This window comes from Synechococcus sp. KORDI-49 (assembly GCF_000737575.1).
Classification (GTDB): domain Bacteria; phylum Cyanobacteriota; class Cyanobacteriia; order PCC-6307; family Cyanobiaceae; genus Parasynechococcus.
In genome coordinates, this window is record NZ_CP006270.1 from 1036008 (window position 1) to 1062613 (window position 26606).

At 66.7% G+C, this 26606-nt stretch carries 30 protein-coding genes; 15 read left to right on the forward strand and 15 right to left on the reverse strand.

Annotated elements, in window-relative coordinates:
* Nucleotides 1-199: 199 nt before the first annotated feature.
* Genes KR49_RS05535 through KR49_RS05545 form a run of 3 tightly spaced genes read right to left on the reverse strand, consistent with a single transcriptional unit; the run spans nt 200 to nt 1128 of the window.
* Complete coding sequence (locus KR49_RS05535; RefSeq protein ID WP_043692622.1) at nt 200-571, reverse strand: DUF1818 family protein; 372 nt, start codon at nt 569-571, stop codon at nt 200-202.
* A gap of 4 nt (nt 572-575) precedes the next feature.
* Nucleotides 576-803: a DNA-directed RNA polymerase subunit omega gene (locus tag KR49_RS05540; RefSeq protein ID WP_043692626.1), complete on the reverse strand. Its 228-nt coding sequence runs from the start codon at nt 801-803 to the stop codon at nt 576-578.
* Between the two features lie 40 nt (nt 804-843).
* A complete protein-coding gene (locus KR49_RS05545) occupies nt 844-1128 on the reverse strand; it encodes a hypothetical protein (RefSeq protein ID WP_043692629.1) in 285 nt (94 codons plus the stop codon).
* A 63-nt stretch (nt 1129-1191) separates the two neighbouring features.
* Between KR49_RS05545 and KR49_RS05550 the strand changes: the two genes are divergently transcribed.
* The 3 genes from KR49_RS05550 to KR49_RS05560 all read left to right on the forward strand — a co-directional run bounded on the left by KR49_RS05550 (nt 1192) and on the right by KR49_RS05560 (nt 3920).
* Nucleotides 1192-2745: an Hsp70 family protein gene (locus KR49_RS05550; RefSeq protein ID WP_043696898.1), complete on the forward strand. Its 1554-nt coding sequence runs from the start codon at nt 1192-1194 to the stop codon at nt 2743-2745.
* A 74-nt stretch (nt 2746-2819) separates the two neighbouring features.
* Nucleotides 2820-3668, forward strand: coding sequence for a hypothetical protein (locus tag KR49_RS05555; RefSeq protein WP_043692632.1), 849 nt, complete (start codon nt 2820-2822; stop codon nt 3666-3668).
* Between the two features lie 30 nt (nt 3669-3698).
* A complete protein-coding gene (locus KR49_RS05560; RefSeq protein ID WP_043692634.1) occupies nt 3699-3920 on the forward strand; it encodes a ferredoxin-thioredoxin reductase variable chain in 222 nt (73 codons plus the stop codon).
* On the opposite strand, the gene pyrR is transcribed toward KR49_RS05560, so the two are convergent.
* Nucleotides 3904-4464, reverse strand: a complete 561-nt coding sequence (pyrR, locus tag KR49_RS05565; protein ID WP_043692637.1) for a bifunctional pyr operon transcriptional regulator/uracil phosphoribosyltransferase PyrR — start codon at nt 4462-4464, stop codon at nt 3904-3906. The genes KR49_RS05560 and pyrR overlap by 17 nt on opposite strands.
* 99 nt (nt 4465-4563) lie before the next feature.
* Here pyrR and gpmI point away from each other — a divergent pair, with 99 nt between their 5' ends.
* Genes gpmI through KR49_RS05580 form a run of 3 tightly spaced genes read left to right on the forward strand, consistent with a single transcriptional unit; the run spans nt 4564 to nt 7282 of the window.
* A complete protein-coding gene (gpmI, locus tag KR49_RS05570; RefSeq protein ID WP_043692640.1) occupies nt 4564-6201 on the forward strand; it encodes a 2,3-bisphosphoglycerate-independent phosphoglycerate mutase in 1638 nt (545 codons plus the stop codon).
* Nucleotides 6202-6206: 5 nt separating this feature from the next.
* Complete coding sequence (gene secG, locus KR49_RS05575) at nt 6207-6437, forward strand: preprotein translocase subunit SecG (RefSeq protein WP_043692642.1); 231 nt, start codon at nt 6207-6209, stop codon at nt 6435-6437.
* Nucleotides 6434-7282: a sulfotransferase domain-containing protein gene (locus KR49_RS05580; RefSeq protein ID WP_043692645.1), complete on the forward strand. Its 849-nt coding sequence runs from the start codon at nt 6434-6436 to the stop codon at nt 7280-7282. The genes secG and KR49_RS05580 overlap by 4 nt, the downstream gene beginning before the upstream one ends.
* A 68-nt stretch (nt 7283-7350) precedes the next feature.
* Here the strand turns inward: KR49_RS05580 and groL are convergent, their stop codons facing one another.
* Both groL and groES read right to left on the reverse strand, forming a co-directional pair.
* Nucleotides 7351-8985 (reverse strand): chaperonin GroEL, encoded by a 1635-nt coding sequence (gene groL / locus KR49_RS05585; protein ID WP_043692649.1) that lies wholly within the window; start codon nt 8983-8985, stop codon nt 7351-7353.
* A gap of 66 nt (nt 8986-9051) precedes the next feature.
* The gene (gene groES / locus KR49_RS05590) at nt 9052-9363 is read right to left on the reverse strand and encodes a co-chaperone GroES (RefSeq protein ID WP_043696901.1); all 312 of its coding nucleotides are present in this window, start codon (nt 9361-9363) and stop codon (nt 9052-9054) included.
* Nucleotides 9364-9586: 223 nt separating this feature from the next.
* Between groES and atpD the strand changes: the two genes are divergently transcribed.
* Together atpD and atpC are read left to right on the forward strand one after the other, a co-directional pair.
* The gene (atpD, locus tag KR49_RS05595) at nt 9587-11050 is read left to right on the forward strand and encodes a F0F1 ATP synthase subunit beta (protein ID WP_043692652.1); all 1464 of its coding nucleotides are present in this window, start codon (nt 9587-9589) and stop codon (nt 11048-11050) included.
* Entirely contained in the window at nt 11050-11466 is a 417-nt protein-coding gene (atpC, locus tag KR49_RS05600; protein ID WP_043692655.1) for an ATP synthase F1 subunit epsilon, read from the forward strand. Before atpD ends, atpC begins: the two co-directional genes overlap by 1 nt.
* Nucleotides 11467-11609: 143 nt before the next feature.
* Here atpC and KR49_RS05605 read toward each other — a convergent pair whose 3' ends face one another.
* Complete coding sequence (locus KR49_RS05605; RefSeq protein ID WP_043692658.1) at nt 11610-12137, reverse strand: 30S ribosomal protein PSRP-3; 528 nt, start codon at nt 12135-12137, stop codon at nt 11610-11612.
* Nucleotides 12138-12192: 55 nt separating this feature from the next.
* Here KR49_RS05605 and KR49_RS05610 point away from each other — a divergent pair, with 55 nt between their 5' ends.
* A complete protein-coding gene (locus KR49_RS05610; RefSeq protein WP_253912828.1) occupies nt 12193-12951 on the forward strand; it encodes a TIGR01548 family HAD-type hydrolase in 759 nt (252 codons plus the stop codon).
* The gene (locus KR49_RS05615) at nt 12944-14110 is read left to right on the forward strand and encodes a calcium:proton antiporter (RefSeq protein WP_052378181.1); all 1167 of its coding nucleotides are present in this window, start codon (nt 12944-12946) and stop codon (nt 14108-14110) included. Before KR49_RS05610 ends, KR49_RS05615 begins: the two co-directional genes overlap by 8 nt.
* On the opposite strand, the gene KR49_RS05620 is transcribed toward KR49_RS05615, so the two are convergent.
* The gene (locus tag KR49_RS05620) at nt 14098-15429 is read right to left on the reverse strand and encodes an aminopeptidase P N-terminal domain-containing protein (RefSeq protein WP_043692660.1); all 1332 of its coding nucleotides are present in this window, start codon (nt 15427-15429) and stop codon (nt 14098-14100) included. The genes KR49_RS05615 and KR49_RS05620 overlap by 13 nt on opposite strands.
* A gap of 89 nt (nt 15430-15518) precedes the next feature.
* On the opposite strand from KR49_RS05620, the gene KR49_RS05625 reads away from it, so the two are divergent.
* The 5 genes from KR49_RS05625 to ald are packed head-to-tail and all read left to right on the forward strand — an operon-like array spanning nt 15519 to nt 21256.
* Nucleotides 15519-16517, forward strand: coding sequence for a CNNM domain-containing protein (locus KR49_RS05625; RefSeq protein WP_043692663.1), 999 nt, complete (start codon nt 15519-15521; stop codon nt 16515-16517).
* Between the two features lie 5 nt (nt 16518-16522).
* Nucleotides 16523-17818: a GTP-binding protein gene (locus KR49_RS05630; protein ID WP_043696910.1), complete on the forward strand. Its 1296-nt coding sequence runs from the start codon at nt 16523-16525 to the stop codon at nt 17816-17818.
* Nucleotides 17819-17824: 6 nt separating this feature from the next.
* Nucleotides 17825-18403, forward strand: coding sequence for a nicotinate-nucleotide adenylyltransferase (locus tag KR49_RS05635; RefSeq protein ID WP_043692666.1), 579 nt, complete (start codon nt 17825-17827; stop codon nt 18401-18403).
* Nucleotides 18403-20076, forward strand: a complete 1674-nt coding sequence (locus KR49_RS05640) for an NAD+ synthase (protein WP_043692669.1) — start codon at nt 18403-18405, stop codon at nt 20074-20076. Before KR49_RS05635 ends, KR49_RS05640 begins: the two co-directional genes overlap by 1 nt.
* Nucleotides 20077-20116: 40 nt before the next feature.
* Nucleotides 20117-21256 carry an alanine dehydrogenase gene (gene ald, locus KR49_RS05645; RefSeq protein ID WP_043692672.1) on the forward strand — a complete coding sequence of 380 codons (1140 nt, stop codon included), beginning with the start codon at nt 20117-20119 and terminating at the stop codon, nt 21254-21256.
* Between the two features lie 50 nt (nt 21257-21306).
* Here ald and KR49_RS05650 read toward each other — a convergent pair whose 3' ends face one another.
* Genes KR49_RS05650 through atpA form a run of 7 tightly spaced genes read right to left on the reverse strand, consistent with a single transcriptional unit; the run spans nt 21307 to nt 26606 of the window.
* On the reverse strand, nt 21307-21744 hold the full coding sequence (locus tag KR49_RS05650; protein WP_043692676.1) for a YchJ family protein: 438 nt from the start codon (nt 21742-21744) through the stop codon (nt 21307-21309).
* Complete coding sequence (locus tag KR49_RS05655; protein WP_043692679.1) at nt 21744-22808, reverse strand: DUF3326 domain-containing protein; 1065 nt, start codon at nt 22806-22808, stop codon at nt 21744-21746. The genes KR49_RS05650 and KR49_RS05655 overlap by 1 nt, the downstream gene beginning before the upstream one ends.
* A complete protein-coding gene (locus KR49_RS05660) occupies nt 22805-22999 on the reverse strand; it encodes a hypothetical protein (protein WP_253912829.1) in 195 nt (64 codons plus the stop codon). The genes KR49_RS05655 and KR49_RS05660 overlap by 4 nt, the downstream gene beginning before the upstream one ends.
* Entirely contained in the window at nt 22996-23337 is a 342-nt protein-coding gene (locus KR49_RS05665) for a 2Fe-2S iron-sulfur cluster-binding protein (protein WP_043692683.1), read from the reverse strand. Before KR49_RS05665 ends, KR49_RS05660 begins: the two co-directional genes overlap by 4 nt.
* 28 nt (nt 23338-23365) lie before the next feature.
* Nucleotides 23366-24073 (reverse strand): putative 2OG-Fe(II) oxygenase, encoded by a 708-nt coding sequence (locus tag KR49_RS05670; protein WP_173402132.1) that lies wholly within the window; start codon nt 24071-24073, stop codon nt 23366-23368.
* A 57-nt stretch (nt 24074-24130) separates the two neighbouring features.
* A complete protein-coding gene (locus KR49_RS05675; RefSeq protein WP_043692686.1) occupies nt 24131-25081 on the reverse strand; it encodes a F0F1 ATP synthase subunit gamma in 951 nt (316 codons plus the stop codon).
* A 13-nt stretch (nt 25082-25094) separates the two neighbouring features.
* Nucleotides 25095-26606, reverse strand: coding sequence for a F0F1 ATP synthase subunit alpha (gene atpA / locus KR49_RS05680; protein WP_043692689.1), 1512 nt, complete (start codon nt 26604-26606; stop codon nt 25095-25097).

The following is a 26606-nucleotide window of genomic DNA, read 5'->3' on the forward strand; positions in this document are numbered from 1 at the left end:
CTGCACAGGGAACTCAGGCGACCAGGCGGCAACTCAGGCCCCAGGGCCGCGCGTCAAGAGGAAGCCGCAGGACATCGCCACTTTCCACAGCTTCAAGGGAGCGAGCCGCTTTCGCGGTAAACCCTGTGGAAAACCTGTGCAGAGCGTGCGCCGAGGCCGTGGAGCAATCAATGGAAGCGTTTTCCATAAGCCCCGCTGATCAAGCCATGGTGTCCAACAGGGTTCTCATGGCCGCGACCATCGCCGCGGCCGCCGGCGCGGGCCAATGGCCTTCCGCCCCGCGGTTCTGTAGCGGTGACAGCAGCACGGTCAGCGCCCAGCTGTGGCGATTACCACTCAGGCAGCCCCACCAGACGCCGCGTTCGAGCTCCAGCTCGATGGCCTCCTGCTCCATCAGTTGGTCCACCAGCTCGCGATGCTGACGCTCCAGATCCGACACGAGATTCCCCAGATCCCGCCACTCCGATTCGGTGAGCTCGATCGCCCACCCCTCTCCTCCGATGAGCACCGGGTAGGTGCCCCGGGAGGGATCCCTGGCCAGTCGCCAGCCGGGTCCCTCCTGCTGAACCATCGCCTCAGCCAGGCAGCAGGTCGGGCTGATCCTGCTCGTCGCTGAGCTCGACAATGGCGCGCTGCACAGGCTTCACGCTCGATTCCTCCAGCAGCCCGTCGAAGTCATCGAAACGGCGTTGCTTGGCCCGGAAAGCGATCCGAACGGTGGTCAGATAGCGGTTGCTGGACTGACGGATCAGGCTTTCTCCCCGCTTGGCGAGGTCCTGGGAATCCACTCCTGCAGAAATCACAGCTGATCCACGAGTTAATGAATGATTTTAAAGGTTGATCTCAAGCCAGCTGATCGCTGGTGAACGGAACGTGCATCGGGTAACTGCGCTGACGGGAGCCGGGAACCCTGAGCACGATCTGTCGTCCCAGCCCGAGGGCAGCCAACGGCAACCGCAGGTAGGTCAGCAGATCACTCACCTCCTCCAGATGGGCCATGTCAAGACACTCGATCCGGATGCTGCCCCAGCTGCGACGCATGCGACAGTCCCGCAAAGGTTCCAGCAGCTCCTCCACACGGGGATCTTCGCGATAAAAGGAGAAGATCAGCTGCTGCAGACGGTCCATCTGACCCGATCCCCGTAATCTCGTTCTCACTTCAACGTGCCCATCAGCACGGCTCTCGCCTGCGTGGGAGAAGAAAAGCTTCAGAATTCAATCCTCGCGACCCTGGCCATCGATCTGGGGAGCACCACGACCGTGGTGGCCATCCAGCGTCAGGACGACCCACGCCCGCAGCTGCTGGACCTGCCACCCATCAGCCTTCGCCCCGGTGAGGTGCCCAGCCTGGTGTGGGCGGGTGAGCCCACGCCCCTGATCGGCCGGCAGGTGCTGGAGGCTGGCCTGGCGGACAGCAACGAGCCGGAGCTGGCCCGTGATTTCAAACGCGGCATCGGCGCCGGAGCGGTTCCGGGCGCTGCCGAACGAGCCGGGGAACAGCTGCTGTTGCAGATCTGGGACCGCCTGCCCCCGACCCTGACGATTCAACGCCTGGTGCTCACCGCTCCGGTGGAGACCTACCAGCCGTACCGAAACTGGCTGCTGCAGGCCTGCGCAGCCCTGCCTGTGCAGGAGATCGCCCTGGTGGATGAGCCGACGGCAGCGGCCCTCGGGGCGGGCCTGCCGGCCGGATCGCGATTGCTGGTGGTGGATCTCGGCGGCAGCACCCTCGACCTGGCGCTGGTGTCACTGGAAGGGGGCGAAGGCCGGGCTGCCCCGATCGCCCAGCTGCTGCGGCTCCACGGCCGCAGCCTCGGGGATCGCAGCCGCCAGAAACTCCGCACCGCCAGGGTGCTGGGCAAGGCGGGCCTGCGCCTGGGCGGCCGGGACATCGACCGCTGGATCGTGGCCGCCTGCTGCCCTTCATCCGCGCCGACCACAACCCTGCTGAATGCCGCCGAGCGGCTGAAATGCCGCCTGAGCGATCCGGATCTCGGCCTGGATCAGGACCTGCAGGAGCCCGCTGATGAACAGAGCCTGCAGCTCTCAAGGCGGAAGCTCGACAGGCTGCTGGAAGAGCGGGGGATGGACGACGCCTTGAAGCGGCTGCTGGAGGAGGCCCTGACCGGAGGGCGCCGCAACGGCTGCGATCTGGAGGATCTGCAGGGGGTGGTGGCCGTGGGCGGCGGTGCACAGCTGCCCTGGCTGCGCCGCTGGCTGCAGGAACACACGGCCCCGGCTCCGCTGCTCACCCCGCCACCGGTGGAGGCGGTCGCCCTCGGAGCCCTGCAGCTCACCCCGGGGGTGCAGGTGCGGGATGTTCTGCAACACGGCGTGTCCATGCGGACCTGGGATCAACGCAGTGGGGCGCACCGCTGGCACCCCCTGTTCGTGGCCGGTCAGCCCTGGCCCAGTTCAGACCCCCTGGAACTGGTGATGGCGGCCAGCCGCAGCGGCCAGGAGCAGCTGGAACTGGTGCTGGCGGAGCCCCAGACCGAAGGGCGTCATGACGTGGTCTTCGTGGAGGGGATTCCCACCCTGCGCAGCAGCGACGCCGGGGAGGTCCGGCACCAGCCATGGCCCGGCAACCCTGCGGTGCTGCCCCTGGATCCACCGGGGGAAACGGGCCAGGACTGCCTGCGCCTGCGCATCAGCATCGACGCGGATGCGGGACTGATCGCCGAGATCCACGATCTGCGCAGCGGTCGCGAGCTCCCGGCCCTGCAACTGGGAACCGTCCGCTGATCACGCCGTCCACAGGAGATGGGAGCGACGCCAGGAGATCCATAGAACAGTGGCAGTGCGTGACCTTGAGATCCTTGGCGCCCCGACGCCACCTGCTGCTTCGGCTCTGGGTCGTTGCCACCGCCGGTGTCGTGATGGCCATTGCGGCCGGTGCGTACTGGTGGGAGGGTCAGCTGCCCGGAAAGCTTCGACAGGCTTCCCGTGATGGTGATCTGAACGCCTGCCTGCGCTACAGCGAGCAGTTGGCAGCCCTGCGCTGGCTGGGGAAGGGTGCTCCGGAGGAACAGGCCCTCTGCCGCCGTGAGCAGGCTCAGCGGCTGTGGGATCGGGGCGAGCGTCACGCTGCCCTGGCCCTGCAGCAGCAGCTGGTGCAGTCAGGCCACGGCGATGCAAGCCTGGATCGCAAGACCCTGAACCGCTGGCGCGACGACCTGCGTGAACAGGCACTGGAGCTGTTCCGCGACGGCGAGCTGGAGTCGGCCATCGCTCTGCTGGCCCCCCTCGACCAGGGCAGGCCCGCCGGCAGCGGACGCCTGGGTGAGCAACTGCAGGAGGTCTGGAACCGCAACCGTCTCGAGAACGATCGGCTGGAGCAGCTGATGGCCGATCAACGCTGGTGGGAAGCCCTCGACAGCCTCAACCGTCTCGATCACCCCTGGTGGCAGGACCAGGCCAGCGGCAGCCGGCGCACGATCGAAAGCGCCATCAACGCCCTGCGCAGCACCCAGGAACACCAGCAGCATGGCGCTTCCGATCCCGATGTGATCGCCGGCGCCGAACTCGATGAAGCGGTGCGCGACCGCCTCGTGAGCGGCATGGATCCCTGGGAAGCGTTCCAGGAAAGCTGCAGCAACCTGGGCGGAGCCGTGGAAGAGGACGGACCGGAGAGCTTCTGCCTGCGACGCCCTGCGGAGGGACCGTGACAAAATGCACGAACTGACGACGCGACGACCATGCAGGTGGGAGACAAGGTGACGGTCGACACATCGGTCGTGGTCTTCAACCACCCTGAACATCGCGGCGAGGCCTTCGACATGCAGGGCCAGAGCGGCGATGTGGTGAATGTGCTGAACGACTGGAAGGGGCGTGTGATCAGCCCGACGCTTCCGGTGATCGTGGCCTTCGGTCGCTACAAGGCCCACTTCCGCGCCGACGAGCTCAAGTCGGCCGGCTGAGCCGCCGCAGGAACACCCCTTCTTCCCCGTCCACATCCCGCAACCGCAGCTCGATCGTCTCGCTGCGTCGGGTGGGCACGACCCGACCGCAGAAATCGGGCTGAATCGGCAGCTCGCGGTGGCCCCGGTCGACGAGCGCCAGCAACATCACCCGCTGCGGACGTCCCCAGTTCTGCAACGCCTCCAGGGACGCCCGCACCGTCCGTCCGGTGAAGATCACATCGTCCACCAGAACCACCTGGCGATCCTCAACGCTGCTGGGCAGGGTGGTGAGCTGGGGCAAACGGGTGCCGATCCGTTCCAGATCATCCCGATGGAACGTGGGATCGATCGCGCCCTGGGCGATGGCATGGCCACTGAGCCGCTCCAGCTCGCGGGCCAGCACACGGGAGAGCTGGACTCCGCGGGTGGGAATCCCCAGCAGCATCAGGGTGCGGCTGTCCTCCACCGTCTCCAGGATCTGCGTGGCCAGCCGTGCCAGGGTCCGCCCCAGCTCCCGCTCGGAAAAAATCTCGATCCGTTCGTTGTCGGCCGTGGAAGACATGAAACGGTGACGTTGTGGTGAATCCGGGAAAGTGAGGCCTGCAGACGGATGGAGCGTTAGGTTGATTCTGCAAAAGGTCTTAAGAACCCACCGTCACGGGTGAACGTGAACAAAAGCTCTACCAGCGGTTCAGGCCAGACCGGAACAGTCGCTCCGGTGGTCCTCACCATTCTTGATGGCTGGGGCCATCGGGAGGACTCCGACAACAACGCCATCCGCTCGGCTGAGACGCCGGTGATGGAGGCCCTCCGCCATGCCTATCCCAGCACTCTGATCCAGGCCAGCGGTTCCCACGTCGGACTGCCGGACCAGCAGATGGGCAATTCCGAGGTGGGGCACCTCACTATCGGTGCCGGCCGGATCATCCGCCAGGAGCTGGTGCGCATCAGCGACACCGTTCGCGATGACCAGCTTCGTCACACCCCGGCCCTGAAGGAGCTCGCCGAGCGGGTGAAGAGCAACGGCGGCACCCTGCATCTTCTCGGTCTCTGCTCCGACGGTGGAGTGCACAGCCATGTGGATCACCTCTGCGGCCTGATTCGCTGGGCCGCCGACAGCGGCATCAGCCGCCTGGCGATTCACGCCATCACCGACGGCCGCGACACGCCCACTCAGAGCGCTCTGGGGTACATCAACCAGGTGCAGGCGGCGATCGACGCCGCGGGTGTCGGGGTCGTCGCCAGCCTCTGCGGCCGTTACTGGGCCATGGACCGGGACAAGCGCTGGGAGCGCACGGAAAAGGCCTACGACCTTTACACCGATCCCGATCGCCCTCGGACCGACAGCAGCCCGGAACAAGTGCTCAGCGCCAGCTATGCCGGCGGAACCACCGATGAATTCCTCGAGCCTGTGCGCCTGCAGGACGTGGTGATGCAGGACGGTGATGCCGTGCTGCTCTTCAACTTCCGCCCCGACCGCGCCCGTCAGATTGTTCAGACCCTGTGTCTGCCCTCCCACGACGGCTTCCAGCGCCGCCACACCCCGAAGCTCGATGTGGTCACCTTCACCCAGGTGGAGCAGGACCTGCCCGTGGTGGTGGCCTTCCCCCCCGAACCCCTCGACGACCTACTGGGTCAGGTGGTGGCCGGCCAGGGGCTGCGCCAGTACCGCACGGCTGAAACGGAGAAATACCCCCACGTCACCTATTTCATGAACGGGGGCATCGAGAAACCGCTGGCGGGTGAGGATCGCCACCTGGTGCCCTCCCCCCGGGTGGCCACCTATGACCTCTCACCGGCGATGTCCGCCGATCAACTCACCGACAGCTGCATCACCGCCATCGAGAAGGGGATCTACACCCTGGTGGTGATCAACTACGCCAACCCCGACATGGTGGGGCACACCGGTGTGATGGAGGCCGCCACCGAAGCGATCGCCACGGTGGATCGCTGCATCGGCCGTCTGCTCGACGCTGTGGGCCGCATGGGAGGAACGATGCTGATCACCGCTGATCACGGCAACGCCGAACTGATGCAGGGTCCTGACGGTGCCGCCTGGACCGCGCACACCACCAACCCGGTGCCGGTGATCCTGGTGGAGGGGGAACGGCGCAAGCTGCCCGGCCATGGCAATTCCATCCAGCTGCGCGGTGATGGTGGCCTGGCCGACATTGCCCCCACCCTGCTGGAGATCCTCAGCCTGCCTCAACCGGAAGCGATGACAGGCCGCAGCCTGATCGAGCCGATGGCTGGGGTCGACCGCGACGCCATCTCCGCCCGTCTCCCCCTGACCGTCTGAACGCGATGCTCATCACGATTCTGTCCTGGACCTGGATCGGCACCGGCCTGCTGCTCATCCTTCTGGTGCTGCTGCACAGTCCCAAAGGGGGCGGCATGGGCGGGCTGGCGGCGAGCGGCAGCTCGATGTTCAGCAGCGCCAGCAGCGCCGAAGCCACGCTCAACCGCGCCACCTGGACCTGCCTGGCGGTGTTCCTGAGCCTCGCCGTGATCCTCAGCGCCGGCTGGCTGGGTTGAGCCGCTGCGAAGCCGGCAAGATCTTCCTGCTCGGGGTGGGAGCCCAGAAATGCGGCACCACCTGGCTGGAGTCGGAACTGTCGGGGACCTCCTGGTTCAGCAACGGCGGGATCAAGGAATTCCACGTGTTCAACAAGCTGGTCGCCCAGCGCAGGAACAATCCGGCGAAGGCCATGATCCGGCGACGCCGCAAGGGAAAGCTGGACCTGATCCGGTTGCAGGAGGCGATGCGCCTCTCACCGGAGCTGTACTTCGACCATTTCGACTACCTGCATCTGCGGGAGGCCGCAGTCACCCATGTCGGCGATATCACCCCGGCCTACTCGATGCTTCCTCAGAGCAGCTTCGAGCTCATTCGCGAAGGGCTGACAGCCCGGGGATTCACGATCCGGGTGATCCTGCTGATGCGCGATCCCGTCGAACGGGCTTGGTCACAACTGCGCATGCGCAACCGGCTGCGGCATGAACGGCAGAACGCAGCCAGAGTCACAGCCGAGCAGGAAGTGAGCCAGCTGCGCAGCTTCTACCGCAAACCCAACTGCCGGTCGCGCACCACCTACGAGCGGATGGCCGAGACCCTCGAGGCGGTCTTTTCCTCGGAGGAGATCTTCTACGGCTTCTACGAAACATTGTTCCAACAGAGCGAGATCAACCGGCTCACCGACTTTCTCGAGGCTCCTGCCCTGACGCCTCAGTTCAACCGCGTCGTGCATGCCTCACCCAAGCAGAGCGAAACAGTGGAGGGACTGGATGCGGTGTTGAACGACATGCGCGCCTTCTTCGCCCCCACCTACGACTGGGCCCGCCGACGGTTCGGCCCACGCGTGCCCACGGGCTGGCGCTGACGGCCGCAGCCATGAAAAAAGCCCCCGCAGAAGCGGGGGCCGGATGATCACCAGGTTGATCGACTGGATCAGTAGTCGAAGTCGCCGCCGCCCATGCCGCCGCCGGCGGGAGCTGCGTCCTTCTTCTCGGGCAGGTCAGCCACGATGCACTCGGTGGTCAGCACCATGCCGGCGATGGAGGCGGCATTCTGCAGACCGGAGCGGGTCACCTTGGCGGGATCGACGATGCCGGCAGCCAGCATGTCGACGTAATCACCGGTGGCAGCGTTGTAGCCCTCGCTGATGGAGCGGGACTTGACGTTCTCGGCCACGACGGCACCGTTGGCGCCGGCATTTTCAGCGATGCGCATCAGCGGAGCGGTGAGAGCCGCAGCCACGATGTTGGCGCCGATCAGCTCCTCACCGGAGAGGTTGCCGTTGGCCCACTCCTCGAGAGCTGGAGCCAGGTGGGCCAGGGTGGTGCCGCCGCCAGGGACGATGCCCTCCTCGACAGCCGCCTTGGTGGCGTTGATGGCGTCCTCAAGACGAAGCTTCTTGTCCTTCATCTCGGTCTCGGTGGCTGCACCGACCTTCACCACAGCAACGCCACCGGCCAGCTTGGCCAGACGCTCCTGCAGCTTCTCCTTGTCGTAGGTGGAGTCGGTCTCATCCATCTGCTTCTTGATCTGCTCGCAGCGGGCGCCGACAGCCACCTCGTTGCCCTCGGCCACGATGGTGGTGGTGTCCTTGTTGATGGTGATGCGGCGGGCCGTGCCCAGCATCTCCAGCTTGGCGTTCTCCAGCTTGAGGCCGGCGTCCTCGGTGATCAGCTGACCGTTGGTCAGCACCGCCATGTCCTCGAGCATGGCCTTGCGGCGGTCACCGAAACCGGGAGCCTTGACGGCAGCCACGTTCAGCACACCACGGATGCGGTTCACCACAAGAGTGGCGAGCGCTTCCTTCTCGATGTCCTCGGCGATGATCAGCAGGGGCTTGCCGGTGCGGGCGATCTGCTCCAGAACAGGCACCAGGTCCTGCACCAGGCCGATCTTCTTGTCGGTGAGGAGGATGTAGGGCTCGTCGAGCACCGCTTCCATCCGCTCGGTGTCGGTGGCGAAGTAGGGGGAGATGTAGCCCTTGTCGAAGCGCATGCCCTCGGTGACCTCCAGTTCGGTCTCCATGGACTTGCCCTCTTCCAGGGAAATCACGCCTTCCTTGCCGACCTTGTCCATGGCGTCGGCGATCATCTGGCCGACTTCCTCGTCGTTGCCGGCGGAGATGGTGCCCACCTGGGCGATGGCACCGCTGTCAGCGATGGGCTTGGCCTGCTCCTTGATCTTGCCGACCAGGAAATCGGAGGCCTTGTCGATGCCCTTCTTGAGGGTGATGGCGTTCGCACCGGCAGCCACGTTGCGCAGACCCGCCTTGACCATGGCGTGGGCCAGAACGGTGGCCGTGGTGGTGCCGTCACCGGCGGCGTCGTTGGTCTTGGAGGCGGCCTGACGGATCAGGGCGACACCGGTGTTCTCGATGTGATCTTCGAGCTCGATCTCCTTGGCGATGGTGACACCGTCATTGATGATCTGAGGAGCGCCGAACTTCTTCTCCAGCACGACGTTGCGACCCTTGGGTCCGAGGGTCACGGCAACGGACTCGGCCAGGATGTCGATGCCTTTTTCGAGAGCGCGGCGGGCGTTCTCGTTGTAAATGATGCGCTTGGCCATGGAAGGCGTGTCCTTATGAATGAAGTGGGGTGATCGGAAAGTGCTGGGCGTCAGCGGACAACCGCGTCAGCTGACGACAGCCAGGATGTCCTTCTCGGACAGGAGCACGTACTCGTCGCCGCTGAGCTTGATGTCAGTACCGGCGTACTTGCTGTAGAGCACCTTGTCGCCGACGCCGACCTCGGGGGCCTGACGACTGCCGTCGTCGTTGCGCTTGCCGGGACCCACCTGGACCACTTCGCCCACCTGGGGCTTTTCCTGGGCGGTGTCGGGCAGAAGGATGCCGCCGGCGGTGGTCTCTTCGGAGGCGGACACCTTGATGAAGATGCGATCACCGAGAGGCTTGACGGTCGAGACGCTGAGGGAAACAGCTGCCATGGGTTCTTGCAGGGGCAGGGACAGGGCGCCGCAGCGCCACACATCGACACGAGCTAGCACTCGATGCCAACGAGTGCCAACGTATTCATTCGCCCTGCCCCTCCACCAGCACCCTGACTGTGCGGGTGACCGAACCGGGGAGGGTCCACCACAGCAGTGGTATGGTTGCGCCGCTCCGAATGGGCCCGAGCGCGCTGCGCCTGCTCCCGAATCCCTTCTTCTTATGGTCGCTTCTGCTCCTGCATCCGCCGGCACCAAGGGCGTGGTTCGCCAGGTGATTGGCCCGGTTCTGGACGTGGAATTCCCAGCCGGGAAACTGCCGAAGATCTACAACGCTCTGCGCATCGAGGCGAAGAACACCGCCGGTCAGGACGTCGCTCTGACCGCCGAGGTTCAGCAGCTGCTGGGCGATCACCGCGTCCGCGCCGTTGCCATGAGCGGCACCGACGGTCTGGTGCGCGGCATGGAAGCCGTCGACACCGGCTCCCCGATCACCGTGCCCGTCGGAGAAGCCACTCTCGGCCGCATCTTCAACGTTCTCGGCGAGCCTGTTGACGAGCAAGGCCCCGTCAACGCCTCCGCCACAGCCCCCATCCACCGCGAAGCTCCCAAGCTCACCGAGCTGGAGACCAAGCCCCGGGTGTTCGAGACCGGCATCAAGGTGATCGACCTGCTGGCTCCCTACCGCCAGGGCGGCAAGGTCGGCCTGTTCGGTGGTGCCGGTGTCGGCAAGACCGTTCTGATTCAGGAACTGATCAACAACATCGCCAAGGAACACGGTGGTGTGTCCGTGTTCGGCGGCGTGGGTGAACGCACCCGTGAGGGCAACGACCTCTACGAGGAATTCAAGGAGTCCGGAGTGATCAACTCCGACGACCTCTCCAAGTCGAAGGTGGCTCTCTGCTACGGCCAGATGAACGAGCCCCCCGGCGCGCGCATGCGCGTGGGCCTCTCCGCACTGACCATGGCGGAGCACTTCCGTGACGTAAACAAGCAGGACGTGCTGCTGTTCGTCGACAACATCTTCCGCTTCGTGCAGGCCGGCTCCGAGGTGTCCGCACTTCTGGGCCGCATGCCGTCTGCTGTGGGCTACCAGCCCACCCTCGGCACCGACGTCGGCGCCCTGCAGGAGCGCGTCGCCTCCACCGTGGAAGGTTCGATCACGTCGATCCAGGCCGTCTACGTCCCTGCTGACGACCTCACCGACCCCGCTCCCGCCACCACCTTCGCCCACCTGGACGCCACCACGGTGCTCAACCGCGCCCTGGCATCCAAAGGCATCTATCCCGCTGTGGATCCCCTGGATTCCACCAGCACCATGCTTCAGCCGGCCGTTGTGGGTGATGACCACTACCGCACCGCCCGCGCTGTGCAGTCGACCCTGCAGCGCTACAAGGAGCTTCAGGACATCATCGCGATTCTCGGTCTCGACGAACTCTCCGAGGAGGACCGTCAGACCGTCAACCGGGCCCGCAAGGTGGAGAAGTTCCTCTCCCAGCCTTTCTTTGTGGCCGAGATCTTCACCGGCATGTCCGGCGTTTACGTGAAGCTGGAGGAGACCATCTCCGGCTTCAACCAGATCCTCTCCGGTGAGCTGGACCACCTGCCCGAGCAGGCCTTCTACCTGGTGGGCAACATCGATCAGGCCAAGGCCAAGGCCGAGAAGATCGCTGCTGAGGCCAACTGATGAGCGGTTCTCTGACCCTGCGCGTTCTGGCCACGGACCAGAACGTGTTTGACGGCAGCGCTGATGAAGTGATTCTGCCCAGCACCACAGGCCAGCTCGGCATCCTGCCCGGCCATATCTCTCTGCTGACGGCGATTGATGTCGGTGTTCTTCGCGTCCGTACCAACAGCGGCTGGAGTTCCATCGCCCTGATGGGAGGTTTCGCTGAGGTGGATGCCGACGAGGTCACTGTTCTGGTGAACGGCGCCGAACTGGGCAGCAACATCGACGGCAACTCCGCCGAGGCAGAGTTCCAGTCCGCCAGCAGCGCGGTGGCCGGCATGGAAGGGAAGCCCGCATCTCCCGAGAAGCTGAAAGCCCAGCAGCAGCTCAATGTCGCCCGCGCCCGCATGCAGGCCAGCAAAGTTGCCGGCTGATCGTCCTTGCGTTCATTGATCTTGTCCCCGGGAGCGTTGCTTCCGGGTTTTTTTATTGGCCAAGATGCCAAGAACAAAAAAGAGCACAAAAAAACCGGTCCACTGCAACAGCAGACCGGTGAAAGATCGTTGATTGCAAAGAATCAAGCGGTACCGCAGAAGGTGACATCAGGGAACTTGAGCTTGGCCTCATCAAGGCTCTTGCCCTTGCCTTCCTCTTGCCAGTAGTTGATCACTTCCGTGGCCTTGTTGAGCACCTCAACGCGTTCGTTGTCGGTGATCCAGCTCTTGCCTTCGAGTTCGGTCTTCAGGGTCTCCCAGGCATCCTCACGGGGCCAGAAGAAATACGACGTCAGTGGGCTGGGACCACCGCCCACAATCTGATCGACCGCCAGGGCGACGTTGTCCGGCAACCAGAGAATCTTCAGGAGGAAGCGTCCTTCATCCGCTTTGGGGGTGTAGCCGGAGGGCACGCCATCGGCGTCGATGGTGGCGGATGCCAGCGCGGCATGCCCGCCCCGCAGCACAGGCCGGCTCTCGCCCTCGTTCTCGCCGGTCGGTTCCTTCTCTGTCGTTGCCTCCGCAGCAGCGGCCGTCTCGACAGCAGCCGTTTCAACCGCGGCCGTCTCGACGTCCTGTTCAGGGGTGGCGGCGCCTTCGGTGACCGTCATGCTGTCAGCGCTCAAAAGATCAGTACAAACAACTAACCTACCAGCCGCTCTTCCCTTGCAGGCCCTGGGTTCGTTCACCATCCTGCTGTTCGACATCGACGGGGTGATCCGCGATGTGGCGGGCAGCTACCGCCGTGCCCTGCAGGAGACGGTGGCCCACTACAGCGGCTGGCGGCCGGACGCCAGCGACATCGACCGGCTCAAGGCCGAGGGGTCCTGGAACAACGACTGGGATGCCAGCCTCGAACTGCTGCGCCGCCGCGGTGGCAGCGTGCCCGACCGCGACGCCCTGATCGAACGATTCAGCGGCTTCTACTTCGGTGGGGATCCAGAGGGAGACCCGGGCAACTGGCGTGGCTTCATCGGCGATGAGCCCCTGCTGGTGGAAGCGCAGCTGTTCGAAGACCTCAGCGCCGCCGGCATCCGCTGGGGCTTCGTGAGTGGCGCCGAACCACCATCCGCCCGCTTCGTGCTGCAGCAACGGCTGGGGCTGGTGGATCCCCCTCTGATCGCCATGGGCGACGCCCCGGACAAGCCGGATCCGACCGGCCTGATCCGCCTCGCCGACCGACTGGCTGCCGGCGAGCGGCCCGGACGGATCGCCTACCTCGGCGACACGGTGGCCGACGTGCGCACGGTTGTCCATGCACGATTGCAGCGTCCGGACTGGCCCTGGTGCAGCCTGGCGGTGGCACCACCGCATGTGACGGAGCGCGCCGCGTATCACGAGCAACTGCGGCAGGCCGGGGCGGACCACATCCTTGAGGCGAGCCGGGCCGTGCTGCCGTTGATCAAGGACCTGCCCCATGCCTGAGGCGGCCGCGCGCCGCGACCGCTCCGGCAGCCTGCTGACCCTGCTGCTGCCGCTGCTGATCGGCCTGGGAGCCCTGGCTGCGATCGAACTCGGCGGAACCATGACCTGGTTGCTCGTGCAGCCGACGGCGACGGTTCTCTCCGGCCTGGTGCTGCTGAGCAGCGTGGTGCTGCTGCTGTCGAACAGTGTGGCCGCCCAGGCGGACCGGGTGGCCGAACTGGTGGGCCAGCCCTATGGAACCCTGGTGCTCACCGGGGCGGTGATGACGATCGAACTGGCCCTGGTGGCCAGCACGATGCTCACCGGCGAGGCCAACCCCACCCTGGCGCGGGACTCGATGTTCTCCGTGGTGATGATCGCGCTCACCGGCGTCACAGGCCTCTGCAATGTGATCGCCGCCCTGCGCAGCCGCAGCTTCTTCGTCAACGGTCGCCTCGACTCCAGCCAGCTGGCGGCCCCCAACATGCTCGGAGCCCTCACCTACTTCGACCTGATCACCACCATGTGCGTGCTGGCGCTGGTGATTCCGAACTTCAGCCCGAGCACATCGGAGGCCAACTTCAGTCCGGCTGAGAACGCGGTGCTCGCCGTGGTCGCCCTCGGTGTCTACATCGTGTTCATCACGGCCCAGGTCGGCAGTTACCGCGACCTCTACACGGAAGTGGAGGGAGCGCAGGACGGGAACGCCGGCAGCGGCAAGGCGGAGGCGCCGATCGACCTGCCGCTGGGCCAGGCGACGCTTCTGCTGGCGGCGGGGCTGCTGGTGGTCTGTCTGATCGCCGAGTCGATGGGCCGCCTGATCGAGACCGGTATCCACGATCTGGGACTGCCCAGCTCCCTGGCCGGTGTGCTGGTGGCCCTGCTGATCCTGGCGCCGGAAGCGTTCAATGCCATCAGGGCCGCCTCCCAGGGGGAGGTGCAGCGCTCGATCAACACCCTTTACGGCTCTGTGGTGGCCACCGTCAGCCTCACGGTGCCGGCGGTGCTGCTGCTGGGAGCCATCACCGGCACGGATGTGATCCTCGGCCTGGATCCCCTCAACATGGTGCTGCTGGTGCTCACCCTGATGATCCTCAATCCCCGTGCCCGCCTCACCGGCATCGAGGGAATGATGAAGCTGGTGATCTTCCTGTTCTGGATCCTGCTTCAGGTGGCCTGACGTTCCATGGCCGCCACGCTTTTGAGGGCCGCAGCCGTGAGCACCTCATGGCCCTCATCGGTCACCGCCACATCGTCCTCGATGCGGATGCCGATGCCCTTCCAGCGCGCTTCGATCGCCGGCTGACCCTCCGGCACCGCCAACCGGTCGCTCACATAAAGCCCCGGTTCCACCGTGAGCACCATCCCGGGTTCGAGCGTCGCGGGTTGCTCCCCGAGGCGGTAAGCCCCCACATCGTGCACGTCAAGCCCCAGCCAGTGGCCGGTGCGGTGCATGTAGAGATGCCGGTAGTCGCCGCGCTCGATGATCCCGTCGGGGTCTCCTGCCAACAGTCCAAGCTCCACCAGCCCCTCCACCAGAACCCGCAGAGCGGTGGCGTGCACCGCCTCCGCCGTTCCCTGGGGCTGCACGGTCTCCACCGCGGCTTCCTGGGCCTCCAGCACCAGGGCGTAGAGCTCCCGCTGCTCTCCGGAGAAGCAGCCGTTCACCGGGAAGGTGCGGGTGATGTCGCCGTTGTAGTAGTCCTCCAGCGAGCAACCGGCGTCGATCAGCAGCAGGTCACCGTCCTGCAACGGAGCGGTGTTGGCGGTGTAGTGCAGCACGCAGGCGTTGTCGCCGCCGGCCACGATCGAGCCATAGGCCGGTCCACGGGCCCCGCGGGCGCGGAAATGGGCTTCGATCGCCGCCTGCACCTCCGCTTCGTTCATACCCGGCCGGGTCATCTGCCGGGCCAGCTCATGGGCTTCAGCGGAGATCCCGCAAGCCTGACGCATCCGCTCCAGCTCATGGGGCTCCTTGCGCAACCGCAGGCGATGCAGGATCGGCGTCGGCGCCACCAATCCCATGGCGGCCTCTCCGCTGCGGGAATAGCTGTCCAGCTGACGGCCCCAGGTGCTGAGCACCAGCGGTTCCACCGCCGGATGGCGGCCGACCCGGAAGGCGATCGCCTCGGCACCGGCCAGAAACTCGGGCAACCGGGCCGGGAGCTGATCCAGCGGATAGGCCATGTCGGCGCCGTATCGCTCGACAGCCCCCTCCGTTCCCCAGCGGAATCCCGTCCACACCTCAGCGGCAGGGTCCTTCGGCTGCACGAACAGCACGAACCGCTCCCCCTCGGGCCGATGCGGCAGCAGCAGGGCCACCGCATCGGGTTCGTCGAAGCCGGTCAGGTAGAAGAAGTCGCTGTCCTGCCGGAACGGCCACTCGCAGTCAGCGTGATGGGTGGCCAGCGGTGCCGCGGGAATCACGGCTGCCGCCTCCCCCAGATGCTCCAGAAAACGCTGGCGCCGGACGGCATGAATGCTGGGGTCGAACGCCATCACACCTGCGGTTGCTCAGGCCAATCAGGATGGCAGTTCAGCGACCGGATCGGACTTCGCCGATACGATGATCGCCACGTCATGCCTCAATGCGTTCCGACCTGCTGGTGCTGCTGCTTCTGGTGGTGGTGGTGCTGCTCGGCTCAGCCCTCTGTTCCGGCGTGGAGGCAGCCCTGCTGACGGTCAACCCGATCCGGGTGCATGAACTGGCGGCCCGCAGCCGTCCGCTGGCCGGAGCCCGCCGTCTGGCCCAGCTGCGGCAACGGCTGGGACGCACCTTGTCAGTGCTGGTGATCGCCAACAACGGCTTCAACATCTTCGGCAGCCTGATGCTGGGGGGGTACGCCGCCTGGGTGTTCGAGCAGCGGGGCATCAGCGGCATCGCTTTGCCCCTGTTTTCAGTGGGCCTCACCGTGCTGGTGATGCTGCTGGGGGAGATCCTGCCCAAGGCGCTCGGCAGTCGCCTCGCCCTGCCGGTTTCCCTGGCGGCCGCGCCGCTGCTGCATTGGCTGGGACTGCTGCTCAGCCCGCTGGTGCTGCTGCTGGAGCGGTTGCTGCCGGCGATCACGGCCGAAGCGGAGATCACCACCAATGAAGAGGAGATCCGGCTGCTGGCCAGACTCGGCTCCCAGAAAGGCCAGATCGAAGCCGACGAAGCGGCGATGATCGGCAAGGTGTTTCAGCTGAACGACCTCACCGCCCGCGATCTGATGACACCGCGGGTGGCGGCACCGACCCTCGATGGCAGCCTCAGCCTCGAAGCACAGCGGACGGTGCTGCTGGGCAACAACGCCGACTGGTGGGTGGTGCTCGGCGATCAGGTGGACAAGGTGCTCGGGGTGGCCAGCCGCGAGCGGCTGCTCACCGCCCTGCTTGAGAACCGTGGCCTGCTCACCCCGGTGGATCTGTGCGAGCCGGTGGAATACGTGCCGGAGATGATCCGTGCCGACCGGCTGCTCACCGGATTCCGCCGCGACAGCGGCGGTGTGCGGGTGGTGGTGGATGAATTCGGTGGCTTCGTGGGAGTGATCGGTGCGGAATCGGTGCTCGCCGTGCTGGCGGGGTGGTGGCGCAAGCCGGCAGCATGAGGGGGATGAGCCAGGCCCTTCCGACACCGCCCTCCAGCACCGTCCGCTGCCGCCAGCTGCTGCAGCGCTGGCGCAATGAGCTGTGTCTCGGCGCCCGTGAGCAGGCCTTGCTGGCGGGTGAACTGCGTCAGCTCGACAGGCAGCTGCAGCGCCTCGAGAGCCGCACCCTGCGGGTGGCCTTCTTCGGCCGGGTGGGCGTCGGCAAGTCCAGCCTGATCAACGCCCTGATCGGCGAGCAGCTGCTGGCCACCGATGTGGCCCACGGCTGCACCCGCCGCCAGCGGGCCGTCCCCTGGCCCCAGGCGATCGACGGGCTGGCGGCCGTGGAACTGGTCGACACCCCTGGCATCGATGAGATCGAAACCGCCGGGCGTGCCCGCCTGGCGACCCGGGTGGCGATGGGCGCCGATCTGGTGCTGCTGGTGATCGACAGCGATCTCACCCGCATCGACCGCGACGCCCTCGACACCCTGCTGAACTGCGGCAAACCGGTGCAGCTGGTGCTCAACCGCAGTGACCGCTGGTCGGAACAGGAGCTGCCGGCTCTGCTGCGCAGCATCCAGCAGCGTCTGTCCAAGGAGCTGCCGCTCACCGCCGTGGCCGCCGCCCCGCGCCGGCCGGTGCTGGATGGGGAAGGCCGCGCCCGCAGTGAGCAGGCGCCGCCACGCATCGCGACGCTGAGCCAGCGTCTGATCCGGCAACTGAGCGGGGAAGGGGAGCTGCTGCTCGCCCTGCATGCCCTGAGGCTGGCGGATCGCTTCCAGCAGGCCCACCAGCAACTGCGGCTGCGCCAGCATCGCCGCTCCGCTCAGGGGCTGATCGGGCGCTATGCCGCCGCCAAGGCCACCGGTGTGGCGATGAATCCCCTGATCGCGATCGATCTGGCGGGCGGCCTGGCCTGCGACACCGCCCTGGTGATGCAGCTCTGCCAGCTCTATGGCCTGCCGATGGCGCCCAACTCAGCCCGCAGGTTGCTGCGCTCAGTCACGGCCCAGAACGCACTGCTGGGCGGAGTCCAGCTCGGTCTGAGTGCCCTGAAGCAACTGCTGCTGCTGCTGGTGCCGTTCAGCGGCGGAGCCAGCCTGGCGCCAGCGGCGCCGGTGGCTCTCGCCCAGGCAGCGGTGGCTGTGCACAGCACCCGCCGCACCGGCGTGCTGGTGGCCGAACAACTGCTGCGCCGCCGCGGTGGTCAGCCCGGAGCGCTGCTGCAGCGCCTTGCCCAGGCCGATCCGGTGGTGGCCCACTGGTTGCAGCGCTGGCCAGCATCCGCAGCCTCCGATCTGCAGCCGTTGCTGCCCTGATCCGCCATGGCCGACCCCATCGCCCTGCTCGGCACCAGCGCCGACCCTCCCACCCGCGGCCACCAGGCCCTGCTGGAAGGCCTGCTCGGGCTTTACGGAGAGGTGGCCACCTGGGCCAGCGACAACCCGATGAAACAGCACGGGGCCCCCTTGCGCCTGCGGGCCCAGCTGCTTCAGGCCCTGGTGAACGAGATCGGTGATCCCCGCCTGAGGCTGTGCCAGGAGCTGAGCAGCCCCTTTGCCCTCGCCACCCTGGAGCGGGCGCACACCCTCTGGCCCGGGAGGGATCTGATCTTCGTGGTGGGCAGCGATCTGGCCGGTCAGATCCCCCGTTGGCGGCAGGCTGAGCGATGGCTCCGCCTCTGCCGCCTGGCGATCGCCCCCCGCCAGGGCTGGCCGCTGCAACCGGCCGCGCTCGATGCCCTCAGAAGCCTGGGAGCCCAGATGGATCTTCTCGATCTGACGGTGCCTGCCAGCGCCAGCTCGGAGCTGCGGCAGGCACCGGAGCCCGGACAAGTGCCGACCTCCGTCTGGCCGCTGCTGCTGGAACACACTCTCTACGGCCTCACCCCAAGCCGCTGCTGATGCGCCTCGCCCTCGGCCAACTCAATCCCCTGGTGGGCGATCTGGCCGGCAATGCCCGCCGCATCCTGGAGGCCGCACACCAGGCCCAGAGGGACGGGGCAAGGCTGCTGCTGACGCCGGAACTGTCGCTGTGGGGTTACCCGCCACGAGATCTGCTGCTGCAACCGGCCCGCCTGAACCGGCAGCGGCAGGTGCTCGACTGGCTCAGCCAGCAGCTCAGCGGCGAGCTGGGCCTGCTGGTGGGCATCGCCCTGGAAGCCGACGACGGACGCGCTCCTGCACTGCACAACGCCATCGCCCTGGTGGAGCCGGGCCGCTGGCGAGCGGTGGCCCGCAAGCAGCTGCTGCCCAGCTACGACGTCTTCGATGAACGGCGCTACTTCCGCCCCGGGGACGGCCCCTGTCTGCTGACCCTGTCGAGCGGCGAACGGCTGGGGCTGACCATCTGTGAAGACCTCTGGGTGGAGGACGCCCTGCAACGGGAACGGCTGGTGGGCCCGGATCCGATCGCCGCCCTGGCACCGGAACGGCCGGATCTGCTGATCAACCTGGCGGCGTCCCCCTTTGACCCGGCCAAACCGGCCTTGCGCCGTCAGCTGGCGGCGGAGGCGGCCCGGCGGCTGCACTGCCCCGTGCTGTATCTGAATCAGGTGGGCGGCAATGACGAACTGGTGTTCGACGGGGCCAGCTTCGTGCTCTCCGCCGATGGTCAGGCCCTTGTGAACCTGCCCAGCTGCATGGAAACCGTGATGGTCTGGGACACCAGCACCCCGGCCGCGCCCCCGGCGCCGCTGCCGGAGGAGCCGGAGCAGCTGTTCCGGGCGTTGGTGCTCGGCGTGCGCGACTACGCCGCCAAGTGCGGCTTCCGCCAGGCGCTGCTGGGGCTGAGCGGCGGCATCGATTCCGCCCTGGTGGCGGTGATCGCCGCTGCAGCACTGGGGGCGGAGCAGCTGAGCGCGCTGCTGATGCCCTCGCCATGGAGTTCCGCCAGCTCGATCGATGACGCCACGGCCCTGGCGGACCGCCTGCAGCTCAGCACCAGCACCCTGCCGATCGCAGAGCTGATGCAGGGGTTTGACGCCACCCTCACCCCGGCCCTGGGACAGGAACCGGCAGGGGTGACCGCCGAAAATCTGCAGTCACGCATCCGCGGAACCCTGCTGATGGCGGTGGCCAACCAGCAGGGGCAGCTGTTGCTGACCACCGGCAACAAATCCGAGCTGGCCGTGGGGTACTGCACCCTGTACGGCGACATGAACGGCGGCCTGGCGGTGATCGGCGATCTGTACAAGACCAGCGTCTTCGCGCTCTGCGACTGGCTGGACAGCGAAGCCGCAGGCCCCTGCCGCCGCGACCTGGGCTTGCCGCCGCAGGGGGAGCTGGTGGGACGGGCGATCCGGGGCAAACCCCCCAGCGCCGAGCTGCGGCCAGATCAGAAGGACAGTGACTCGCTGCCCGACTACAGCGAGCTCGATGCCCTGCTGCGGGCACTGATCCAGGAGCGCATCAGCGCTGAGGCGCTGGTGGAGGCCGGCCATGAGCCGCAGCTGGTGGAACGGGTTCAGCGGCTGTTGCAGCGGGCCGAATTCAAGCGGCGACAGGCTGCACCGCTTCTGAAAGTGAGCCCACAGGCATTTGGCAGCGGCTGGCGGCTGCCGATTGCTGCCCGCTGAGCCACATTGAAGGGACCGTCCCATTGAGGGCACCGCGTCCATGGCAGCCTCCGTTCTGACCGCCCCGATGGCCAGCATCGGCGTGCCGAAGGAGATCAAAGCCGACGAGCAGCGGGTGGCTCTCACGCCCGATGCCGTCCGGGATCTCGCCAGCCACGGACTGGAGGTGCGCATCGAGAGCGGTGCCGGAGCCGGGGCGGGCATCGGCGATGACGCCTACGCAGCGGCCGGCGCTCAGGTGGTCGACCGGGACCAGGCCTGGAGCGCCCATCTGGTGGTGAAGGTGAAGGAACCCCAGCCGGAGGAATTCGGCTTGCTGCGGGAGGACATGGTGCTGTTCACCTACCTGCATCTGGCCGCCTATCCCGAGGTGGGTGAAGCGCTGCTGAGCGCCGGTACCACCGGCATCGCCTACGAAACGGTGCAGCTGGAGAACGGCAGCCTGCCGCTGCTGGCGCCGATGAGTGAGATCGCCGGTCGACTGGCCGCCCAGGTGGGAGCCCATCTGCTCGAGCGCCCCCACGGGGGCCGCGGGGTGCTGATGGGGGGCTGCACCGGGGTGCAGCCAGCCCGGGTGGTGGTGCTGGGGGCCGGCACGGTGGGCTGGAATGCGGCCCGACTGGCGGCGGCGATGGACGCCGAGGTGCTGCTGCTGGATCGCTCACCGGTTCGGCTGCGACGGCTGGAGGCGGATCGCCGCGGCCGGCTCACGAGCGTGGTGAGCAGCCGCGGGCTACTGGAGCGCCTGGTGCCGACGGCAGACCTGGTGATCGGGGCCGTGCTCACCCCCGGCGGTCGCGCTCCGACCCTCGTGGATGAAGGGATGGTGGAGCAGATGCGGCCGGGGTCGGTGATTGTGGATGTGGCGATCGACCAGGGGGGCTGCGTCGCCACCAGCCGCGAAACCACCCACACCGATCCGACCGTGAACATCCACGGCGTGCAGCACTACGCCGTCGGCAACATGCCCGGGGCCGTGCCGTTCACCTCCACCGAGGCGCTGGTGAGCGTCACCCTCCCCTACATCCTGGGCATGGCAGGACGCGGCCTTGAGGAAGCGGTCACCGAGAAACCGGAGCTGCTGTCGGGCCTGAACACGGTGCAGGGGGCCGTCTGCCACCCCGGCGTGGCCAGGGCCCTGGGGGTGCCGCCGCGCCACCCGATGGCCTGCCTGCGCTGAAGCAGCACGATATTTACACTAAATCGGAACAATATACTCACGATATCGTGCTACTCAAACGGTTCTTCGAGGGCGCGGATATACAGCCACGCGCCATCGGAGCGACCGTCGCGCCGCTGAAACAGAGAGGTCTCCCGCAGCACACCCCCTTGATGACGCGCCTCGAATCGCACGATGCCCTCCAGATCCTGGGGCCCGCCTGCGCGAACCTCCCGGATCGTCAATCCCAGCCAGCGCAGCTGGCGGCAGCTCCGCTGCAACTCCCGGCGGCGCCTGACCACCCCGAGCCCGGGCTCGGGGTGGGTCGCCAGCAGATAGTCGACCTCTCCGCGCACAAAGGCGGAATAGCGGGAACGCATCAGCTGCTCTGCCGTCAGAGCCTGACGCTCGCCGCGGTGCATGGGGGCGCAGCAGCGCCCATAGCACCCTCCGCCGCAGGGACAGGGCTGCTGATCGCTGGCAGTGGCGTTGGCGAATCCTCCAGGCATCAGCGCAGCCGGGGCAGCGGCCGCTGCAGCGACACCGGGGCCAGCCCCTCCCGCAGGGCCAGCACCAATCCGGCCGCCTCGCTGTAGCTGGCGGCCGGCAGCACAGCCTCCGCCAGCCCCAGCGCCTGAGGGGTCACCGCCAGCACCGAGGGATTGGCCACCGCGATCACCGGAACGTTCCGCGCCACAGCGGCCAGCAGCGCCTCGCCGCCGAGCGCCCCTTCCGGCACCACCACCGCCCCCAGTTGATCGGCAGCCACCTGATCGGCCTGCCGGCAACCGGCCGCCGCCGTCAACCGATCCGTCACCAGATCCGGCGCCCGGCTCAGGCCCACCAGCACACAGGCCAGAAACGTGTACCCCAGCTCCTCCGCGGCGGCGCGGGGATCCAGATGCGGATCCAGAGGCAACGGCCCCAGGGCGGGTGCATGGGCGCAGGGGATCTGCAGGTGGCGCACCAGCAGATGGCTGATCACCGCTTCCGCTCCTGCCAGGGCATCCACGCCGCTCCCCTGGCGGTAGGCCGCCAGCTCAGCACTCTGCGGATCCTCGGGGAAACGGGCCACCACGGCGATCGCCGTCGCCCCGGCATCTCGCAGACGCTCGCCCGCCCGCAGCAGCGCATCGGGGCGCTCCAGGCTGCCCCAGCTGGCTCCGCTGGCGCCCTGCTCCAGATGCACTCCCAGTGGCACATCGGTGCTCAGCACCGGACCGATGTCCAGCCCCAGCGTCGCCCGGCAGGCCTCCGCCACCTGGATCTGGCGCTGGGCCAGCTCCGGCTCGATGCCGGCATCCAGCAGCAGGCCGATGCGCTGCCGCCGGACCGGCCGCAACAGCCACTCCCCAGCCGCGAAACGATCCAGGCCATATCCCTCCACGTAATGGATGCGGGGATCGCTCCAGTAGAGCGACGCACCGTTCAACACATTCGGGTGGGTGATCAGGCAACCGCTGGCGGCGGCCAGCAGCCGGGCACTGGGCAGCGCGTCACCGGCGTAGCCGCCGATGGCACAGCCGATGCCCGTGGGCACCAGCATCAGCGTGGGCATGGGCGCTGCGGTCATGGGCCAACCAGCAGAACAGCCTCCAGCTGCAGCCGCCGCGTCCCGTCGGGCAGGGTCTGAACAGCGGTGATGGCCCAGCGCAGCGGCTCTCCTTCCAACTCCAGCTGCTGCTTCAGCCAGCCGTGCAGCTGCCGCGGAGCCACGTCAGCGGGCCATGGCCGTTCCAGAGCAACGCGGCGCAGCCCGCTCACTTCTGGTATTGACCGAACTGGGCTTCATAGAGGGCATCTTCCTGACCGGCCTTGAGGATCAGATCAGCCCTGGGGAACGACACGCACAGCAGCGCATACCCCTGCTGCTGCAGTTCCGCCTTCACCCCCATCGCATCCGACTGCTCGACGCTGCCTTCGCTGATCACCGCCGCGCAGGTGGTGCAGACCCCGGAACAGCAGGAACTGGGCAGGGTGACCCCAGCCGCTTCAGCGGCGTTGAGCACGGTCTGATCCGCCCGGCAGGGAAAGCTGTGGGTTGCGCCCTCAAACTCAGCGCTGACGTTGTACGTGGCCACAGCCGCTGCGGTGTCGGACATTGCGGGATCGCTGCTGTGGCGGATTCTCTCAGGTGGACTGCCGCGCGGCCTGCTCCCAGGTCGCCGGATGGGGTGAGAGATATTCCGGCGGATCCCCCTCCGCCGGTGCCGTGAGCACGAAGTCGAAACTGATCGAACTGCGCAGCGCCTCGGGATCCGCGTTCGGGAGCACGCTGTGGTCCATCCGGGAGGGGAACAGCACCAGCAGACCGGGCTGCGGCGCCAGGTCCCAGTGGTCCGCATTCAAGGGATGTCCTTCCGCGATCGGTCCGCCATGCCCCACGGCCAGCCCAGGCACGAGCTCATTGGGACGCAGCGGCGCATGCAGCCGCAGCATCCCCTCCTCTCCTGACCCTGTACCACTCAGATACAGGACGGCACTGAGGTGCGCATTGGGATGGTGGTGACGTCCCACCAGCTGATCCCAGTCGCTTAGCACAGGCCAGCTGCGCTGCAGATGCAGCGCCACCCGGGTGCGATCGAAACCGACGGCATCCAGGTAGTGCCAGGCCGCCTCCACCACCCGTCCGGCCAGGTCGCGGAACTCCGCCCGCTGATGCAGCTGCCAGATGCCGTTGAGATCACCGGTCCAGGCGCAGCCGGGCGATGGATTCCCCTCCGCCTCGCCGCGCAGGTTCAGCAGCGTCTGCAGATGGCCGGCCAGATCCAGGGGATCCAGCGGCAGCTGCACCGTCGCGACGGCGCTGGGGAAGAGCTGATGGAGCTTCAGGGTCATCACTCCATTAAAAAAGCCGGTCCCGCAGGACCGGCTCGAACAACCTCCGGGGGAGGTTCAACCCATAGCGGCAGCACCGCCGACCACTTCCAGGATCTCCTGGGTGATGGCGGCCTGACGGGCCTTGTTGTAATCCAAGGTCAGGGTCTTGGCGAGCGCCTTGGCGTTGTCGCTGGCGTTGTTCATGGCCGTCATCCGGCTGGCCAGCTCAGAGGCGGCAGCCTCCTGCAGCGAACGCAGCAGCTGGTTCTGCAGATACAGGGGCAGCAGGGCATTGAGCAACTGCTCCGGGCTCTGCTCGAACACGATGTCGGAGGCCAGCTTGGGCTCGGTGTTGACAGGACCGGCACCGGGCTCGACGGTCAGGCGGCCGTCCTTGGTGGTGAGACGGAAGATCTCATCCTCGGGATCGGCGATGTCCTGGGGGTCGAGGGGCAGCAGGGTCTGCACCACCGGCTTGCAGCTCACCAGGTTGATGAACTTGGTGAAGATCAGTTCCACGCGGTCGGTGGCCGCCGCCAGGAACTCAGCCAGGAGATCGGTGGCGATCCCGTTGGCCTCATCAGCCGTGGGCACCTGTTCCAGGCCGGAGAAGGTGGCCTGAATCGGATAGCTGCGGTTGGTGAAGTAGTTGATCGCCTTGTTGCCGATCAGCACCAGCTTCACCTCGAAGCCCTTGCCCTTGAGCTCAGCGAACCGCTGTTCGGTGCGCTTGATGATGTTGGCGTTGTAGCCGCCGCAGAGACCGCGGTCGCCGGTGACCGACACCAGGGTGATGGTCTCGACGTCGCGCTGCTCCATCAGAGGTGCATCGGCATCCTCGAAGCGCATGCGGGACTGGAGATTCTCCAGCACCCGAGCCAGCCGATCCGCGAAGGGACGGCTGCGTAGCACCTGTTCCTGAGCTCGTCGCACCTTGGCCGCAGCCACGAGGCGCATGGCCTCGGTGATCTTGCGGGTGTTCTTGACCGATTTGATCCGGTCTCGGATTTCCTTGAGATTCGCCATGTCGGCTGGCCCCTCAGGCCACGAGGGTGGACACGACTTCGCTGATGGCGTCTTTCAGAATCGCCTCAGCCTCCGGGCTCATCACCTTCTTCTCCTGAATCTCGGTGATGAACTCGGGCTTGCTGTTCTTGAGGTACTCGCGCAGCTCACGAGAGAAATCCACCACCTTCTCAACGGGGACGTCATCGATCAGGCCCTTGGTGCCGGCGTAAACGATGGCGACCTGCTCAGCCAGGATCAGCGGGCTGAACTGAGGCTGCTTGAGCAGTTCCCGCAGACGCTTGCCGCGGCCCAGCTGCTTCTGGGTGGCGGCGTCGAGGTCGGATGCGAACTGGGAGAACGCGGCCAGTTCGTCGAACTGGGCCAGCTCCAGCTTCAGCTTGCCGGCGATCTTCTTGATCGCCTTGGTCTGGGCGGCACCACCCACCCGGCTCACGGACACACCCACGTTGATGGCGGGGCGCAGGCCGGAGTTGAACAGGTCGGAGCTGAGGAAGATCTGACCATCCGTGATCGAGATCACGTTGGTGGGGATGTAGGCGGACACGTCACCGGCCTGGGTCTCGATGATCGGCAGAGCGGTCATGCTGCCCTTGCCCATCTCGTCGGAGAGCTTGGCGGCCCGCTCGAGCAGACGGCTGTGGCAGTAGAAGACGTCTCCGGGGTAGGCCTCACGACCGGGCGGACGACGCAGCAGCAGCGACATCTGGCGGTAAGCGGCGGCCTGCTTGGAGAGATCGTCGTAGATCACCAGGGTGGCCTTGCCCTTGTACATGAAGTACTCGGCGATCGAGGCACCGGTGTAAGGAGCCAGGTACTGCAGGGCTGCCGGCTCGGAAGCGTTGGCCGCCACGACCACGGTGTAGTCGAGGGCGCCGCGCTCACGCAGCACTTCCACCACGTTGGCCACGGAGGCGGCCTTCTGACCCACGGCCACGTAGACGCAAATCATGTCCTGATCCTTCTGGTTCAGGATCGTGTCGATCGCGATGGCGGTTTTGCCGGTCTGGCGGTCGCCGATGATCAGTTCGCGCTGGCCACGGCCGACGGGGATCATCGCGTCGATGGCGGTGATGCCGGTCTGCATCGGCTCGTGCACCGACTTGCGCTGAATGATGCCGGGCGCCATGGATTCGATCAGGCGCGTCTCGGTGGTGGGGATGTCACCCTTGCCGTCGATGGCGCGACCCAGCGGGTTGATCACACGCCCGAGCATGGCGTCGCCGACGGGAACGGAAGCGATCTTGCCGGTGGCTTTCACCGTGCTGCCTTCCTGAATCCCGAGGCCCTCACCCATCAGCACCGCACCGACGTTGTCGTCTTCGAGGTTGAGAGCGATGCCTTCGGTGCCGTCCTCGAATTCGAGGAGTTCACCGGCCATGGCCTGCTGCAGGCCGTAGACGCGGGCGATGCCGTCGCCCACCGTCAGAACGGTGCCGACGTTGCTGACCGAGACGGACTTGTCGTAATCCTCAATCTGCTGTTTGAGGATGGCGCTGATCTCGTCGGGACGGATGGAAACCAT

What these genes read in the sequence shown, in the direction of transcription:
- KR49_RS05535 (WP_043692622.1), bottom strand. Translation starts at nt 571, where the DNA reads ATGGTTCAGCAGGAGGGACCCGGCTGGCGACTGGCCAGGGATCCCTCC.
- KR49_RS05545 (WP_043692629.1), bottom strand. Translation starts at nt 1,128, where the DNA reads ATGGACCGTCTGCAGCAGCTGATCTTCTCCTTTTATCGCGAAGATCCC.
- KR49_RS05560 (WP_043692634.1), top strand. Translation starts at nt 3,699, where the DNA reads ATGCAGGTGGGAGACAAGGTGACGGTCGACACATCGGTCGTGGTCTTC.
- pyrR (WP_043692637.1), bottom strand. Translation starts at nt 4,464, where the DNA reads ATGTCTTCCACGGCCGACAACGAACGGATCGAGATTTTTTCCGAGCGG.
- secG (WP_043692642.1), top strand. Translation starts at nt 6,207, where the DNA reads ATGCTCATCACGATTCTGTCCTGGACCTGGATCGGCACCGGCCTGCTG.
- groL (WP_043692649.1), bottom strand. Translation starts at nt 8,985, where the DNA reads ATGGCCAAGCGCATCATTTACAACGAGAACGCCCGCCGCGCTCTCGAA.
- groES (WP_043696901.1), bottom strand. Translation starts at nt 9,363, where the DNA reads ATGGCAGCTGTTTCCCTCAGCGTCTCGACCGTCAAGCCTCTCGGTGAT.
- atpD (WP_043692652.1), top strand. Translation starts at nt 9,587, where the DNA reads ATGGTCGCTTCTGCTCCTGCATCCGCCGGCACCAAGGGCGTGGTTCGC.
- atpC (WP_043692655.1), top strand. Translation starts at nt 11,050, where the DNA reads ATGAGCGGTTCTCTGACCCTGCGCGTTCTGGCCACGGACCAGAACGTG.
- KR49_RS05605 (WP_043692658.1), bottom strand. Translation starts at nt 12,137, where the DNA reads ATGACGGTCACCGAAGGCGCCGCCACCCCTGAACAGGACGTCGAGACG.
- KR49_RS05615 (WP_052378181.1), top strand. Translation starts at nt 12,944, where the DNA reads ATGCCTGAGGCGGCCGCGCGCCGCGACCGCTCCGGCAGCCTGCTGACC.
- KR49_RS05620 (WP_043692660.1), bottom strand. Translation starts at nt 15,429, where the DNA reads ATGGCGTTCGACCCCAGCATTCATGCCGTCCGGCGCCAGCGTTTTCTG.
- KR49_RS05625 (WP_043692663.1), top strand. Translation starts at nt 15,519, where the DNA reads ATGCGTTCCGACCTGCTGGTGCTGCTGCTTCTGGTGGTGGTGGTGCTG.
- KR49_RS05630 (WP_043696910.1), top strand. Translation starts at nt 16,523, where the DNA reads ATGAGCCAGGCCCTTCCGACACCGCCCTCCAGCACCGTCCGCTGCCGC.
- KR49_RS05635 (WP_043692666.1), top strand. Translation starts at nt 17,825, where the DNA reads ATGGCCGACCCCATCGCCCTGCTCGGCACCAGCGCCGACCCTCCCACC.
- KR49_RS05640 (WP_043692669.1), top strand. Translation starts at nt 18,403, where the DNA reads ATGCGCCTCGCCCTCGGCCAACTCAATCCCCTGGTGGGCGATCTGGCC.
- ald (WP_043692672.1), top strand. Translation starts at nt 20,117, where the DNA reads ATGGCAGCCTCCGTTCTGACCGCCCCGATGGCCAGCATCGGCGTGCCG.
- KR49_RS05650 (WP_043692676.1), bottom strand. Translation starts at nt 21,744, where the DNA reads ATGCCTGGAGGATTCGCCAACGCCACTGCCAGCGATCAGCAGCCCTGT.
- KR49_RS05655 (WP_043692679.1), bottom strand. Translation starts at nt 22,808, where the DNA reads ATGACCGCAGCGCCCATGCCCACGCTGATGCTGGTGCCCACGGGCATC.
- KR49_RS05665 (WP_043692683.1), bottom strand. Translation starts at nt 23,337, where the DNA reads ATGTCCGACACCGCAGCGGCTGTGGCCACGTACAACGTCAGCGCTGAG.
- KR49_RS05670 (WP_173402132.1), bottom strand. Translation starts at nt 24,073, where the DNA reads ATGACCCTGAAGCTCCATCAGCTCTTCCCCAGCGCCGTCGCGACGGTG.
- KR49_RS05675 (WP_043692686.1), bottom strand. Translation starts at nt 25,081, where the DNA reads ATGGCGAATCTCAAGGAAATCCGAGACCGGATCAAATCGGTCAAGAAC.
- atpA (WP_043692689.1), bottom strand. Translation starts at nt 26,606, where the DNA reads ATGGTTTCCATCCGTCCCGACGAGATCAGCGCCATCCTCAAACAGCAG.